10 protein-coding genes are annotated in these 14,817 nt (G+C 73.9%); 4 read left to right on the top strand and 6 right to left on the bottom strand.

Annotated elements, in window-relative coordinates; translation table 11 throughout:
• Nucleotides 1-202 precede the first annotated feature (202 nt).
• Together ACFV3E_RS38990 and glgB are read left to right on the top strand one after the other, a co-directional pair.
• Nucleotides 203-1,660, top strand: a complete 1,458-nt coding sequence (locus ACFV3E_RS38990) for a maltokinase N-terminal cap-like domain-containing protein (protein WP_500540100.1) — start codon at nucleotides 203-205, stop codon at nucleotides 1,658-1,660.
• Between the two features lie 37 nt (nucleotides 1,661-1,697).
• Nucleotides 1,698-4,328, top strand: coding sequence for a 1,4-alpha-glucan branching enzyme (gene glgB, locus ACFV3E_RS38985; RefSeq protein ID WP_500540098.1), 2,631 nt, complete (start codon nucleotides 1,698-1,700; stop codon nucleotides 4,326-4,328).
• A 7-nt stretch (nucleotides 4,329-4,335) separates the two neighbouring features.
• Here glgB and ACFV3E_RS38980 read toward each other — a convergent pair whose 3' ends face one another.
• The 3 genes from ACFV3E_RS38980 to ACFV3E_RS38970 form a co-directional block, all read right to left on the bottom strand.
• On the bottom strand, nucleotides 4,336-5,169 hold the full coding sequence (locus ACFV3E_RS38980) for a hypothetical protein (RefSeq protein WP_500540096.1): 834 nt from the start codon (nucleotides 5,167-5,169) through the stop codon (nucleotides 4,336-4,338).
• A gap of 27 nt (nucleotides 5,170-5,196) precedes the next feature.
• Nucleotides 5,197-5,532, bottom strand: a complete 336-nt coding sequence (locus ACFV3E_RS38975; RefSeq protein WP_500540094.1) for a hypothetical protein — start codon at nucleotides 5,530-5,532, stop codon at nucleotides 5,197-5,199.
• A gap of 288 nt (nucleotides 5,533-5,820) precedes the next feature.
• Entirely contained in the window at nucleotides 5,821-6,600 is a 780-nt protein-coding gene (locus tag ACFV3E_RS38970; protein ID WP_500540092.1) for a metallophosphoesterase family protein, read from the bottom strand.
• 194 nt (nucleotides 6,601-6,794) lie between these two features.
• Here ACFV3E_RS38970 and ACFV3E_RS38965 point away from each other — a divergent pair, with 194 nt between their 5' ends.
• Both ACFV3E_RS38965 and ACFV3E_RS38960 read left to right on the top strand, forming a co-directional pair.
• Nucleotides 6,795-7,730, top strand: a complete 936-nt coding sequence (locus ACFV3E_RS38965) for a DUF4231 domain-containing protein (protein WP_500540090.1) — start codon at nucleotides 6,795-6,797, stop codon at nucleotides 7,728-7,730.
• 37 nt (nucleotides 7,731-7,767) lie between these two features.
• On the top strand, nucleotides 7,768-8,658 hold the full coding sequence (locus tag ACFV3E_RS38960; protein WP_500366209.1) for an alpha/beta fold hydrolase: 891 nt from the start codon (nucleotides 7,768-7,770) through the stop codon (nucleotides 8,656-8,658).
• Nucleotides 8,659-8,665: 7 nt separating this feature from the next.
• On the opposite strand, the gene fxsT is transcribed toward ACFV3E_RS38960, so the two are convergent.
• From fxsT to ACFV3E_RS38945, 3 genes are all read right to left on the bottom strand, one after another.
• Nucleotides 8,666-12,583 carry an FxSxx-COOH system tetratricopeptide repeat protein gene (fxsT, locus tag ACFV3E_RS38955; RefSeq protein ID WP_500540088.1) on the bottom strand — a complete coding sequence of 1,306 codons (3,918 nt, stop codon included), beginning with the start codon at nucleotides 12,581-12,583 and terminating at the stop codon, nucleotides 8,666-8,668.
• A complete protein-coding gene (locus ACFV3E_RS38950; RefSeq protein ID WP_500540086.1) occupies nucleotides 12,567-13,910 on the bottom strand; it encodes a TIR-like protein FxsC in 1,344 nt (447 codons plus the stop codon). The genes fxsT and ACFV3E_RS38950 overlap by 17 nt, the downstream gene beginning before the upstream one ends.
• A 120-nt stretch (nucleotides 13,911-14,030) precedes the next feature.
• Entirely contained in the window at nucleotides 14,031-14,816 is a 786-nt protein-coding gene (locus ACFV3E_RS38945; RefSeq protein WP_500540084.1) for an AAC(3) family N-acetyltransferase, read from the bottom strand.
• Between the last annotated feature and the right edge of the window lies 1 nt (nucleotide 14,817).

Raw genomic sequence — 14,817 nt, 5'->3', positions numbered from 1 at the left:
CCCCGCCGGGGCAGGCTCCCCCTGCCGGATCCAGCGTCATATCGGATGCTGTACGGGCCCTTGTCCCTCGTACGCCAAGTACGCCAATTGCTCCACCGGCTCGGATGATATTCGTCCGACACGTCCCACTCGTCGGACCATCGCCGCAGCGCGCCCCTTCACTTAGGGAACCAGCAGGCCCGGCACCCGAGGAAAGGACGTCATGTCGGACACCTCGTGGCTTCGCACCTCAGCAGTCCGGTCGGGGACCACCGTGCCCCAGGCACCGGGACTGCTCTCCGCGCTCGGCCCGTTGCTGCGGGAATGGCTGCCCCGGCAGCGGTGGTTCGCCGGGAAGGGGCGGCCGATCAGCGGCTTCGGACTGGTCTCGGCCACCGAACTGCTGCCCGCCGACGGGCGGCTGGGCACCCCCGGACTGCTCCATCTGCTGCTCGACGTCCACCAGGACGTGCAGGAGCGGCTGCCGGGCAGCGGGCACGGGCAGCCGGCCGACACCTACCAGTTGCTGCTCGGCACCCGGGCGCTGCTGCCGCCCGCGCTGGCCCCGGCGCTCGTCGGGCACGCCGTCGGCGGGCCCCTGGACGGCCTCACCATCTACGAGGCGCTGCACGACCCGCGTCTGACGTCCCTGCTGCTGGAGCGGCTGCGCGCGCCCGGCCGCACCGGGCACCTGCGCTTCGGCTCCGAGCCCGCCGCGGCGATCCCGGCGGGGCTGGCGCCGCGGCTGTCCACCGCGGAGCAGTCCAACAGCTCGGTCATCTACGGCGACACGTTCATCCTCAAGCTGTTCCGGCGGGTCGCCCCGGGCCCCAACCCCGACCTGGAGCTGTCGCTCGCCCTCGCGCGGGCCGGTTCGCGGCGCGTCGCCGCGCCCGCCGCCTGGTTCGAGGCGCTGGGCCTGTACGACGAGCCCGCCACGCTCGGCGTGCTGCAGCGTTTCCTGCCCGGTTCCGCCGGAGCCTGGGAACTCGCCCTGCAGGCGGTGGAGGACGGCACGGACTTCTCCGGCGAGGCGCACGCGCTGGGGCGCGCGACCGCGGAGGTCCACCTGGCGCTGGCGCGCGCCCTGCCGACGAGCACCCTGCGCCGTCCGCAGATCGAACTGCTCGCCGCCGCGATGGCCGGACGGCTGGACGCCGCCGCCGCGGCGGTGCCCGCCCTGCGGCCGTACCGCGCGGCACTGCGGGCCGCCTTCGACGACCTCGCCGCACTCGGGACGCTCGGCACGACGCTGGCCGCCCAGCGCATCCACGGCGACCTCCACCTCGGCCAGGCCCTGCGGACCGGGCCCGGGGGGTGGGTGCTGATCGACTTCGAGGGCGAGCCGGCGCGGCCGCTGCCCGAACGCCGCCGTCCCGCGTCCACGGTGCAGGACGTCGCCGGGATGCTGCGCTCCTTCGACTACGCCGCCCGGCACCACGACCCGTCCGCCTCCGGGGCGCCCGAATGGGCCACGACGCAGCGCGCCGCCTTCTGCGCGGGCTACGCGGAGGCCACCGGGACCGATCCGAGGGACGAGCCCGTCGTCATACGCGCCTACGAGACCGACAAGGCCGTCTACGAAGTGCTCTACGAGGCCAGGCACCGGCCCGCCTGGCTCCCCATCCCCATGGCCGCGGTGCGCCGCCTCGCGCAGCCGCCGTACGGCCGCACCCCCTGACCGGGCGCCCCCACGCCCATCCGAGGAGGACCTGACCGTGACCGATCGCCAGCCGTTCCCCGACTCCACCCCCGGCACCCCCGGCCCGGGCGGGAACGGGAGGGCCCGCGCCGCACGTCCCGCACGCGGCACCGGGTCCGAGGGCTCGGCTCCCCCGCCGCCCCCCGCCGCCCCGCCGACCCCGCCGGCCTCGGCCACCCGGCCGCAGAAGGCCGCCGGCGCGAAGCCCGCACGCGGGGGTAAGGCCGCCGGCGCGGAACCCGCGGCCGAGGCCGCCCGCCCGGCCGCCGCGGACCGCCCGCGAGCGGACCCGTCCGGCTCCTCCGAGGCCGTCGCGCGGGGCTACGACCCCGCCGGGTCCGGGCGGCCGGCCGCCTCGGGCACCGCGCCGCGCACCGCGCCCGCCGCGGGGGTCGGCCACCAGGCGCCGCCGCCCGCACCCGAGGTCACCCCGGCCGCCGGCCCTGTGACCGGCGATGTGCCCCCGGCCCCGGAGCTCGACCCCGGCGAGCGGCGCCGGCTGCTGGACGGCGCCCACCACGACCCGCACGGGCTGCTCGGCGTCCACCGCGTGGCGGACGGCCTGGCCTTCCGGGCGCTGCGGCCGTACGCGCGCAGCGTGGCCGTCGTCACCGGCGACGGAGCGCGGACGGTGCTGCACCACGAGGGCGACGGGCTGTTCAGCGGTGTGCTGCCGCTGACCGAGGTCCCCGCGTACCGGCTGGCCGTCACCTACGACGGCGACGAGCGCGAGGTGCACGACCCGTACCGCTTCCTGCCGGCGCTCGGCGAGTTCGACCTGCACCTGATCAACGAGGGGCGGCACGAGCAGCTGTGGAAGGCGCTCGGCGCCGAGCCGATGACCCATGAGGGCGTCACCGGCACCCGGTTCACCGTGTGGGCGCCCAACGCGCGCGGGGTGCGGGTGGTCGGCGACTTCACCTGCTGGGACGGCACCGCCTTCCCGATGCGCTCACTGGGCTCGTCCGGCGTGTGGGAGCTGTTCCTGCCCGAGGTCGGCGAGGGGCAGCGCTACAAGTTCGAGGTCTGCGGGCCGGACGGCGGGCGGCGGCTCAAGGCCGATCCGATGGCCCGCCGCACCGAGGCACCGCCCGCCACCGCCTCCGTCGTCACCGCGTCCCGGTACGAGTGGCAGGACGCCGACTGGATGGGCTCGCGCGGCCGCGTGCCGGTGCACGAGGCGCCCTTGTCGGTGTACGAGGTGCACCTCGCCTCGTGGCGGCCGGGGCTGTCGTACCGCGAACTGGCCGAGCAGCTCCCGGCGTACGTGCGCGACCTGGGCTTCACGCACGTGGAGCTGATGCCGGTCGCCGAACACCCCTTCGGCGGATCGTGGGGCTACCAGGTCACCTCGTACTACGCCCCCACCGCCCGGATGGGCACCCCGGACGACTTCCGGTACCTGGTCGACGCGCTGCACCGGGCGGGCATCGGCGTCATCATGGACTGGGTGCCGGCCCACTTCCCCAAGGACGACTGGGCGCTGGCGGACTTCGACGGCACCAACCTCTACGAGCACCCCTGGCGCGGGGACCATCCCGACTGGGGGACGCTGGAGTTCGACTTCGGCCGCACCGAGGTCCGCAACTTCCTGGTGGCCAACGCGGTCTACTGGTGCGAGGAGTTCCACATCGACGGGCTGCGGGTGGACGCCGTCGCCTCCATGCTCTACCTGGACTACTCGCGCGAGGACGGCCAGTGGGCGCCGAACGCGTACGGCGGGCGCGAGGACCTGGACGCCGTCGCCTTCCTGCAGGAGATGAACGCGACCGTCTACCGGCGCTGCCCCGGTGTCGTCACCATCGCCGAGGAGTCCACCGCCTGGGACGGCGTCACCCGGCCCACCCACCACGTCGGCCCGGCCGGCTTCGGCGGGCTCGGCTTCGGTCTGAAGTGGAACATGGGGTGGATGCACGACTCGCTGGAGTACATCAAGCACGAGCCGGTGCACCGTAAGTACCACCACAACGAGATGACCTTCTCGATGGTGTACGCCTACAGCGAGAACTACGTCCTGCCGATCTCGCACGACGAGGTCGTCCACGGCAAGGGCGCGCTGGTGGCCAAGATGCCCGGCGACTGGTGGCAGCAGCGCGCCGACCACCGCGCCTACCTCGGCTTCATGTGGGCCCACCCGGGCAAGCAACTGCTCTTCATGGGGCAGGAGTTCGCCCAGGGCGCCGAGTGGTCCCACGACCACGGGCCGGACTGGTGGCTGCTCGACGAGACCTACTCCGCGGCGGGCGACCACCGCGGCGTGCGGGACCTCGTCCGGGACCTCAACACCTGCTACCGGGCCACACCGGCGCTGTGGCAGCTCGACACCACCCCGGACGGCTTCGCCTGGCTCGACGGCGGCGCCGCCGAGGACAACGTCTTCTCCTTCGTGCGACTCGACGCCGGGGGGAACCCGCTGGTCGCCGTCAGCAACTTCTCGCCGGTCGTCCGCCACGCCTACCGGATCGGCGTGCCGGACGGGGTGGAGGCGCTGCGGGAGGTGCTCAACACCGACGCCGCCGCGTACGGCGGGAGCGACGTCACCAACCCCGAACCGCTGAAGTCCGAGCCGGTCGCCTGGAACGGCCGGCGCGAGAGCGTGCAGCTCACCCTGCCGCCGCTGGCCACGGTCTGGCTCCGGCCGGCCTGACCGTACGTCACGGGATGCCGAGTGCGGCCCGCCTGCGCCACGCCAGGTGCAGGCAGGCCCGCCCCGCGGAGTGGGTGCGGGGGTGCCGGGCGTAGCCGAGGACGTTCTCCTCGGTGAAGGGCAGCCCCCGGTGGCCGTGGCCGACCACGATCACGCCCTCCTCGTTGCGCTCGGTCATGCCGCCGAAGACGGTGTCGAAGGTCGCGGCCTCCCACACGCAGACGGTGAGCAGCTCCGGCTTCCAGTTCAGCGGATCCAGCCCGAGCCCCAGGAAGCTGAAGCGGGCCCGGCCCTCGCGGGCGGCGCGGTTCATGCTCGCGTACGGCTCGTCGGTGTCGTAGTCGAGGGTCGCCCCGCCGACGCCCCCGGCGTCCGGCGCGCCGAGGAACTCCTCCGCGTACTCGCGCATCGTGTTGTGCCACAGGTCCAGGTCGGAGTGCCAGACCGGCAGCACGTCGGCGTGCGGCTGGAACTCCCCGGCGGGGACGACGTGGGTGGTGTTCATGGCGGTGGCCACGCCCTGGGCGTCGCGCCGGTGGAGGAAGAAGTACGCCCGGTCGCCGTCGACCCTGACGGTGAGGGTGCTGACGCCGGACTGGGCGCAGCGGCGGCCCAGGTCGAAGGGGTCCCCCAGCCAGCGGCGGTAGCGGCCGGCCATCGGGGCGTCGCCGTCACGGTGGCGCAGGGCGGCCTCGTAGGCGAGCGGCTCGGCGGTGTCGTACGAATCGAAGTAGCCGGCCAGTGCGAACTCCAGGGCCGGTGCCCCCTCCCCGGGCGTCACCCCGGTCAGCCGGTAGCCGGGCCCGTTGAACCACATCGCGGGCCGGTCGTACTCCCCCACGGCCGAGGCGAAGCCGTCCCGGCGCGGTCAGTAGCCGCGCAGCCTGCGCTTCGCGGCGTCGAACTCCCCGCTGCCCGGTTCCGGTTCGGGCCGCAGGCTCAGCCGCACCCGCGCGGCCGGCAGCGGCTCCTCGGGGATCCACCCCGGCGCCGTGAGCAGCGCCAGCTCCCCGTCCCGCGCGGGATGCGCGGCCAGTCCCGCCTCCGCCAGCTCCGCGCGGTGCTCCTTGAGGTGCCGGCGCACCTCGATGAAGCGGTCGACCGCCCGCTGCCGGCGCACGGTGCGCTGCGGCTCCCACGCCAGATACGCAGCCACGGCCGCCAGCGGCAGGCCGGCCACCGCGGTGAGCGTCCCCACATCCATGCGGCGTTCCTACCAGCGGCGCCGGAGCCGGACAACACCGTTCCCGTGGCGGTGACACAGCAACTCGCACGGGTGACGGAGGAGTTCCCGGCCCGATGCCGTACGGCGGCCCGGGAGAGCCGGGCGGCGACCCGGGATGGGACCCGCCGCGCGAGGATGTGCTCGACCTCGGCCGGGACGCGGTGAGGGCGCACGGGGCGGACCACGGGGAAGCCTCGCGGCGGGGGCTGTACGTCGTCGTGCGGTGGGACCGAGCGGTCCTCACCGCGGGTCGCGTGAGCCGTGGCGTCAGCCGCCGTCGCCCGGGCGCTCCGGCGCGGGCCGCCCGTCGCGCGGGCCCCACGCATCGATCACGGCCTCGGCCGGATGGCAGCCGAGGACGTACTCGCGCACCCACCGCGCCGCGCCGTCGAAGCCGGACTCCGCGACGATCCGCGCGGCCGCCGCCTCGCGGTCGTAGAGGGTGCGACGCAACTGGACGCCGCCCGCGCCCAGGAGCGCCCAGTGGGCGCCGCCGCGGCCGTACGGCATGCCGACGCTCCCGGGGTTGACGATCAGCCGGCCGTGGACGACCCGGGCGTACGGCATGTGCGTGTGCCCGCAGACGACGGTCTCCACCTCGGGGGCGACGCCGGACATCACCTCGGCCCAGCGCTCGGCGCGGGAGTCGACGAGCACGATCTCCTCGTCGTCGCGCGGGGTGGCGTGGCAGAACAGCGTCCGGCCCGGGCCGTCGACCTCCAGCTCCATGGTGTCCGGGAGGCCGGCCAGCAGGGTCACCTGGTCCGCGCGGAGCCGTCGCGCGGCCCAGTCCGACTCCGGGTACCCGGTGGTCCCGCCGGTACGGCGGTGCTCGACCAGCTCGCGGTCCGCGTTGCCGCGGATCCACAGGGCGCGCCCGCCGAGGTCGCGCAGCGCGTCGAGGGTGGGCACCGGCATCGGGCCCGCCGCGTGGTCGCCGGTGAGGACCACCCGCTCGGCGGCGCGGACGTCGGGCTCGGCCAGTACGGCCTGCAGGGCCGGCAGGTTGCCGTGGACGTCGGACAGGACCGCGACTCGTCTCAGCACACCCGTCAGCCTGCCCGCCGCTCCGGCCCGTGCGGCGCGCGTTCGCCGAGGGCGTGACGGACGTGCCGCGCGCGGCGCCGCCCGCGCGGGCGCCGCCCGCGCGGGCGCAGCGCGTGCGGGCGCAGCGCGTGCGGGGAGCGGGAGTTCGGCCGGACGCCTACTGGGCTTGCCGCCCCCGGCACGCCCATACTGGGATGACTGCGGGATTCAGCGAGTGCGGGGGGCCGCTGCCGATGGTGAGCGAACGCGAGTTGCTCCCGGACCTCTTCCGGTCCGCCGACCGGGCGTCACTGCGGGGCCAGTGGCAGACCGTACGGCTGTCGCGCCAGCAGCTCGGCCTGCTCACGGTGGCCTCCGTCTTCAGCTCGTTCGACGTCACCGCGGGCCGCCTGCACTGGGCCTCGTGGCTGGCGGCCGTCCTGTTCGCGTACGCGGCGTGGACCACCTGGGTGATCCACCGCCAGAACCCGCAGGCGCTGTGGTACGAGGGCCGGGCCCTGGCCGAGTCCATGAAGACGCTCGCCTGGAAGTACTCGGTGCGGGCCGACCCCTTCACGCCGCCCGGCGACGAACGCGACCCGGACGCCCTGTACCGGCTGCAGCTCGGTGACGTCCTGCACACCTTCCGGCGCAGCAGGGCCCTGCCCTCCCACGTCGACTCGGGCATCACCCCGGCGATGCGGCGGCTGCGGGACGCGCCGCTGCGCGTGCGGCACGACGTGTACCTGCGGGAGCGCATCCGGGTGCAGCACGAGTGGTACACGATGAAGGCGGTCCGCTGCGAGGTGAACGGGCGCCGGGCGGGACGGCTGGCGATGGCCTTCCCGCTGCTCGGCGTCCTCTTCCTGGTGCTGCGGGCGGGCGGCTGGTCCCCCTTCGACACCCTGGGCTTCGTGTCGGCCATCACGGCCTCGGTCGCGGCCTGGGCGCAGCTGCGCCAGTACAGCCCGCTGGCCGCGGCGTACCGGGTGGCGGCCGACGAACTGGAGCTGATCCGGGTGCAGCTGGCGTCCTTGGACCTGGACGACCCGCATGCCGAGCACCTGTGGTCGCAGCTGACCCGGGACGCCGAGGACGCGGTGTCCCGGGAGCACACCACCTGGCAGGCGAGGCGCGAGATGCGCGTGTGAGGGACGGGCCGCAGGACACGAGAGGGGGCCGCTCGGAGTGCGTGTCGTACGGGCGAGGGACGGGCGGGAACTGGCGGTGGAGACCCGGGGCGATCCGCGGGGCAGGCCCGTGTTCCTGCTGCACGGCACACCCGGCAGCCGGCTCGGCCCGGTGCCGCGCAGCGCCGTGCTGTACCGGCTGGGGGTGCGGCTGATCTCCTTCGACCGGCCCGGGTACGGCGGCTCCGAGCGGCTGCCCGGCCGGCGGGTGGCGGACGTCGCCGCCGATGTCGCGGCGATCGCCGACGCCATGGGCCTGGACACGTTCGCGGTGGTCGGCCGTTCGGGCGGCGGGCCGCACTCGCTCGCGTGCGCCGCGCTGCTGCCCGACCGTGTGACGCGGGTGGCGGTGCTGGTGGGGCTCGCGCCGCGGGACGCGCAGGGGCTCGCCTGGTACGCGGGGATGACCCGGTCCAACGTCCGCGACCACACCACCGCCGACGCGGCGCAACGGCGGCTGGCCGCCCGGCTGGAACTGCGCTCCCGCACCATCCGCGACGACCCGGCCAGCCTGCTCGCCGTGCTCCGGGAGGAGATGCCGGAGCCGGACCAGCGGGTGATCGCGGACGCGGGCCTGCGCACGATGCTGCTGCGCACCTACGCGGAGGCGCTGCGCACCTCGGCCGACGGCTGGATCGACGACACGCTGGCGTTCAACCGGAGCTGGGGGTTCGGCCTGGACCGCATCGCGGCGCCGGTGCTGCTGTGGCACGGCGAGGACGACGTGTTCTCGCCGGTGGCGCACTCCCGCTGGCTGGCCGAGCACATCCCCGGTGCGAGCATGGTGGTGCAGCCGGGGGCCGCGCACTTCGCGGCCCTGTCGGTGCTGCCCAAGGTGCTCGCCTGGGCGGCCGCCGGGGGCGGTCGGGCACGGTCGATGCCCGCCTGACCGCCGCTCACACCGGCTGCGGCTCCAGGTCCCGGTTGACCCGGTACCACTCGCGGGCGGCCCGGCTGAGGGGGTGCTCCTCGCCGAGCAGCCGTACGCACTCCGGGAGCACCTTGCTGCGGATCGCCTGCGCCCGTGCGTGCCGGCCGGACTGCCGCAGGGCGTAGGCCAGGTTGATCTCGCAGGCCAGGGCGTCCGGGTGCTCGGGACCGTAGCGCTCGGTGAGGCCGCGCAGCGCGGTCTCCAGGAGGGTCACGGCACGGTCGGTGTCCCCCTGTTCGCCGGTGGCGTTGCCCAGGTTGATCGTGCAGTTGAGGGTGTACGGGTGCCGGGGGCCGACCGCGCGTTCCAGCCCGGCCAGGGTGTCGGTGCCGACCGCCACGGCCTCCTCGGCGTTGCCGCTGCCCCGCAGGTAGATGGCGAGGTTGTTGCGGCAGGCCAGGGTGAACGGGTGGTCGTCGCCGAGCAGCCGGCGGTAGGCGGCGAGGGCGTCGGTCGCCAGGTCGCGGGCCTTCGCCTTGTCGCCGGCCGCCGAGTAGTCGGCGGCGAGGTTGAGCGCGCAGGCGAGCGTGTCGGGCACGTCGGGCCCGTACCGCTCCAGGTAGCGGTCGTACGTCACCTGGGTGAGCCGCATCGCCTCCGCGGCGCGGCCCGCCTTGCGCAGCGAGACGGCGAGGCTCTTGGCGTTGCGGAGGGTCTCGGGAACGTCGGGGTTGAGGACGTCCTGGAAGACGTCCATCACCTCTTCGAGCATCGCGACGGAACCGGTGTAGTCGCCGATCTCCCGCAGGTCGCGGGCGAGGTTGGCCTTGGTGGACAGGGTGTACGGGTGGCGGTCGCCGAGCATCGGGGTGCGCCGGTCCACGGTCTCCTGGTCCAGCCGGCGGGCGAGTTCGGAGTCCCCGGTGAGCCGGTAGTCGATGGCGAGGTTGTTGGCCGCGACGAGCGAGCGCGGGTGCTGCTCGCCGAAGATGTCCTTGAAGCCGGCGTAGATCTGCTCGTCGCGTTCCCTGGCCTCCTGGAACAGGCCCAGCGCCCGCAGGTCCGCGGCGAGGCTGCCGCCGGTGATCAGGGTGTGCGGGTGGCCGGGGGCCAGCAGGGCGGTCTGCCGGGCCAGGGTGTCCTCGTCGTACTGCCGGGCCTCCTGGTACTTGCCCTGCGAGCGGAGCACGTTGGCGAGCTCGAACTGCAGGTTGAGGGTCTGCAGGTCGTCCTCGCCGAGGGACTGCTGCCACACGCCGAGCAGTTGCTCGGCCAGTTGCCTGGCCTGCTCCAGTTCGCCGCTCTTCCACAGGTAGCGGACACGGTTGACCAGCAGCTGGCGCGGTTTCTCCTCGCGGCAGTCCTCGGCCTGCGACGGCGCGAGGTGCGGCCAGATCAGCTCGAACCCGGGCCAGTTCGCCGGGTCGTTGATGGCGTCCTCCGGCGGCCGGGCCTCGGCGAGGATGCGGTGCACCTCGTGCATCGTGTCCTGTTGGTCGTCCTCCGACATCTCCGAGCGCACGGCGGCCTGCACCAGCCGGTGCACCTGGATGCTGCTGTCGGCCGGGTCGACCTTGGCCAGGGCGAAGCGGTTGAGCGCCTGGATGACCTTGCCGAGCATGTAGCGGTCGCGCAGCTGGGGGTCGTGCGGCAGCAGCGCCTGGATCATGGAGTCGCTCTCGATGAGGGTCATCGAGATCGGCTCGGCCGCGAAGAACGCGCACAGCTCCAGCAGCCGGACGGCGGCCTTGGACTGGTTGCGCAGCCGGCTGATGGAGATGCTCCAGGTCGCCCCGACCTCCCGCGGGTAGCCGGCGGCGGTGGTGACCGACAGCGCCTTGGTCGTCTGCTCCTTGAGCTGGTGCACGTAGACGTCGACGGGGGTGGCGGTCTCGGCGAGCCACGCGGCGGCCACCTCGACCGCCAGCGGCAGGTCACCGACCGCCTCGGCCACCTGCCCGGCGTCCTCCCGGCTCATCCCGCCGACCCGGCGGCGCAGGTGCTCCACGCTCTCCGAACGGTTGAAGACCTCGATCTCCAGGGGCTCGGTCGGTCCCGTCGGCGGCTTGTTCCGGGCGGTGACCACGATGTGGCCGCGTCCCCCGGGGAAGAAGCGGCGCACCCGCTCGGGGTCCTCGACGTTGTCGAACACCAGCAGCCAGCGCGGGAAGCGGGTTCCGGTGGCCAGTTCCTCGCGGGCCGCCTCGGCGGCCTCGGACACGCTGTCGCCGACCCTCAGCTCCAGGCGGCGGGCGAGTTCGGCGAGGGAGGGCGCGATCCGGTCCTCCTGCTCCGCCTCGATCCACCACACGAGGTCGTAGTCGGCCTTGAAGCGGTGCGCGTACTCCAGCGCCACCTGCGTCTTGCCGACGCCGCCGAGGCCGTGGAGGGTCTGCGGGAAGGGCTGGACGGAGGGGTTGCCGCCGCCCAGGCGGTCGCGCAGCCGGTCCAGGACGGTGGAGCGGCCGGTGAAGAAGGTGTTGCGGGGCCGCAGGTTGGACACCTTGGGGTCGCCGACGGGGTAGCGCGGGCCGTTGGTCATGGCGGTCGGGTTGAGGTCCGTGTCGTCACGGCCGAGGGCGCGCAGCAGCGTGGTGGCGGCCGCGGCGTGGTCGAGCCGCACCAGGCTGACCGGGCTGCGCTGGGCCAGCGGCGGGCCGGGGCGGACGTCGCCGACCCGGATCGGCAGCAGCTGGTGCTGCGGGCCCGAGGGGTCGGTGCCCGAGCTCGACTCCCACACCCGCATGGCCCGCCGGGACCGCAGGTAGGCGGCGGAGAGCACGACGAGGGTGCGGGCGGAGGCCCCGGCCACGGCGGGCTGTTCCGCGGGGGCGGTGTGGGTCTCCACGTCCCAGGGGACGACCCGGAAACCGGCCCGGGTCAGGATCCACTCGATCCAGTCCGCCCACATGCGGTCCTCGGGCACGTACGCCAGCACCAGGCCGGACGGAGGTACGGGCCTGCGCCGGGTGAACTCCGCCGCCCACCGCAGCCGTTCGGACTCCGCGATCGGGGGCAGTGAGTTCACGGCGCCGCCGGAGACCACGGAGGTCAGGCGTTCGCAGGCCGACAGCATCGAACTGGACAGGCCCGGGGCGTCCCCGAAGGTCGCCAGGATCTCCTCGTAGGCGTAGAAGGGACGGTACGGGATCTCCACCGACCCCCAGTAGGAGACGAGTTCGTCGTCGTCCATCCCGGCCGGGAGACCGTCGAACTGGGCGCGGGCCAGGGCCCGTCCGGCGTCCGCCTTCTCCTTCTCGCCGTCGTCGATGCGCATCGGCACGGGGAAGATGCGGATGCCCCGGCCGTTGTAGCGCTCCTCGATGTCGCGGGCGACGGCGGCGGCGCCGAAGATGCTCTGGTCGCTGAGGGTGAAGCAGACCACCAGCTCGTCGGGCATGTGGACGGTGCAGATGTCGGCGATGTCGCTGAGGCCCGTGCGGCTGTCGATGAGGACGTAGTCGTAGTGGCGGCGCATGTCCGCGCGCATGGCGTCCAGGAACTGGCCGCCGCCGAAGCGGTCGTAGAAGACGTCCCAGTCGATGCCGGTGAGCGCGGTCGAGTAGTTGCGGTCCTGCCGGCCCGCGGACAGGTAGTCCAGGCTGCCGCCGCCGGGGAAGGCCCAGTTGAGGGATATGGCGTGCGGGCGGACCCGGGCGAACTGGCGGTGCCAGTCGGGCGGCCGCGGCACGTCGCGCAGCGCCTCCTCCCGGTACTCGGTGATCAGGTCGATCATGCCGGTGGTGGCCGCGAGCGCGGAGGGGTCCAGGAAGGGGTGGAAGAAGCGGAAGAGGCCCGGGGCCTCCAGGTCCCAGTCCACCGTCAGCACCCGGTGGCCGTTGGCGGCGAGGATCCAGGCGGTGTTCGCCAGGGCCATGGTCCGTCCGGTGCCGCCCTTGTACGAGTAGAACGTGATCACACGTCCGTTACGGCTCTCGGTCATCCTGGCCCTCCGGTTTGTCGGGTTCCGTGGTGCCGCGGTCGTCGTGCAGGCCGTACGGGGAGGAGCGTTCGGGTCCGTACGCCCCTGGGGACGGTCCCCGGAGCCTGGGGCGCGAACTGTGCAGGCCCTGGGGCGGGAAGGCCGGGGCGTGGGCGGCGTAGTGCTTGGCGGCGCGTCCCACGGCCCGGGGCACGTCGTCGCTGAACGCCTCCAGGCTCGGGATGTTGTTGCGGACGAAGCGCCCGCCCGGGCCGTCCGCGCGGCAGGGGTCGAGGGCGTCGTCGGCGAGGCGGCGCAGGGTCTCCTCATGGCCGTTCGACTCCGGGTCGGCGCGGTTCCACGGCACCAGGACGCTGACCCAGGGCCGGTGCTCGCTGCCGAAGCGGCTCAGCATCTCCCGCCGGTCGGGCGAGTCCAGGGCCCAGCGGTCGAGCAGCAGCAGCCCGGGGGCGGTGGGCGTGGGGTCCAGCAGGCGGTCCAGTTCCTCCTCGAACACCCCCACGCTGACCCGGTAGTCGAGGTTGCGCGCCAGGTCGGCCGCGTGGTCGGCGAGCGGCCGGCTGCTCTGCGGGCGGTAGGGGTTCCAGTCGCGCGGCGAGGGCCCGTAGCAGGTGGAGCTGCGGCCCGCGGGCAGTTCCTCGGCGTCGCAGCAGGCGAGCACCGTCACGCGCAGCGGCCGGCTGGCGCCCGGGGGGCCGAAGGCGCTGGGGACGTGGTGGTAGTCGAGGTGGCGCCCTTTGGCGATCTTGGTGTCCTCGACCACCTGCACGATGCGCTGCGCGAGGCGGTAGACGGCCCGCTCGTACTCGTGCTTGAGGTAGCTGAGCTTGATCAGCCCGTAGAAGCCCTCGGCGGCGTAGTCCTCGCCGAAGTCCGCGTGGTTGAACTGCAGTCCCTCGGCCGGGCCCGGCATGTCGTTCGTGGCGACCGGCACCCACAGCGCGGGCACGATGCCGGATATCGGGCGGTCGTGCAGGGACCGGTGGTGGACGGCGCGCTGCGAGAAGGCGAACCACTCCTTGCCGCACTGCTGGCTGCGGAAGTAGCGGGGCGAATAGAGCGGGACGAAGACCTGGCAGTGCGCCAGCGCCTCGGCGAGCGATTCCGGCCAGCCCTCGCCGACGTTCATCCCCCGGTCCATGAAGCCCGCCTTGACCCCGGCGGGCAGCGTCGTCATCTGCAGGATGTGCGCGCACAGGTCGTTGTAGAGCTTGGCGACCCACAGGTCGGGGTCGGGATCAGAGGGATCGTTCCTGGGGGTGTGCGCGTAGCTGAGGAAGAAATAGGGCTTGTCCGAGGCGTCTCCCTGCCCCACGGGTAATGCCATGCGCCATCTCCCCCGCCCGCCTGCACGACCCCACTCCGCCCCTCGTGAGGGAACCTCAGTGTAGGAACCGTCTATTCTCCGGCGGAATAGCGCATGACCATCATTTTTGCCCGGATTACGTCAACGGCCGTTGCTCACCAGCCACTTGGCGATGACGTCCACGGCGTCGGCGATCGGCACCAGATGGCAGGGCGCGTCGCCGAGGGGACCGTCCAGCACCGCGCACTCGCGCGCCACCACCGGGACCAGCCGCGGGAAGTGGCGGTCGTCGATGTCGGGCGCCTGGAAGTGCACCCACTCCTTGCCGCCGTCCGCCGTGCGCACCAGGGCCTGGTACGGGCGGTCCGGCGGCGGGACCGCCCGGTAGTCGGCGAGGTGGTAGGCGGTGCAGACCCACAGGTCCACACCGATCAGCAGGGCACGGGCCCGCAGGTCGTACAGCCGGGCGGTGGGCGAGTCCTCGCCCAGGTGGCTCTCCAGCTCGTGGCCCTCGGTGACGAAGCGCGCGGCCGGGCCGAAGGCGGTGAAGGAGGTGTGCGGGTGCGCGCTGCGCAGCGCGCCCGGGATCAGCCGGACCTCCTCGGCGAGCCGTCCCACGCTGGGCGAGACGGGGGTGGTCAGCGGGTCGAAGGCGGGCATCGCGTCGCGGTAGGCGGCCAGTTCCGCCTCGCTCATGCCCTCCGTGCGCTGCCGGTCCAGCCGGGAGGTGACGGAGTTCTCCGGGGTCGCCGCGTACGCGACCAGGGTGCCGTGCTCGCCCAGCGCCGCCCGCAGCGCCTCGACCACGGTGCGTCCGCCGCCCTCGACCGGGCCGACCGCCTTCAGCGAGCCCTGGACGAGCAGCACGTCCCCCGCCTCGACGCCCAGCGCGCGCAGATCACGGGTCAGGCTTTCCAGAGTGTGCACC

Source organism: Streptomyces sp. NPDC059718, from assembly GCF_042733315.1.
GTDB lineage: Bacteria > Actinomycetota > Actinomycetes > Streptomycetales > Streptomycetaceae > Actinacidiphila.
Note: the sequence above shows the minus strand (reverse complement) of the source record. Positions and strands in the feature narration are given on the sequence as shown.

Excerpts from the sequence above, each read along its gene's own strand:
- ACFV3E_RS38990 (WP_500540100.1), top strand. The coding sequence starts at position 203 with ATGTCGGACACCTCGTGGCTTCGCACCTCAGCAGTCCGGTCGGGGACC.
- ACFV3E_RS38975 (WP_500540094.1), bottom strand. The coding sequence starts at position 5,532 with ATGGATGTGGGGACGCTCACCGCGGTGGCCGGCCTGCCGCTGGCGGCC.
- ACFV3E_RS38965 (WP_500540090.1), top strand. The coding sequence starts at position 6,795 with ATGACTGCGGGATTCAGCGAGTGCGGGGGGCCGCTGCCGATGGTGAGC.
- fxsT (WP_500540088.1), bottom strand. The coding sequence starts at position 12,583 with ATGACCGAGAGCCGTAACGGACGTGTGATCACGTTCTACTCGTACAAG.
- ACFV3E_RS38950 (WP_500540086.1), bottom strand. The coding sequence starts at position 13,910 with ATGGCATTACCCGTGGGGCAGGGAGACGCCTCGGACAAGCCCTATTTC.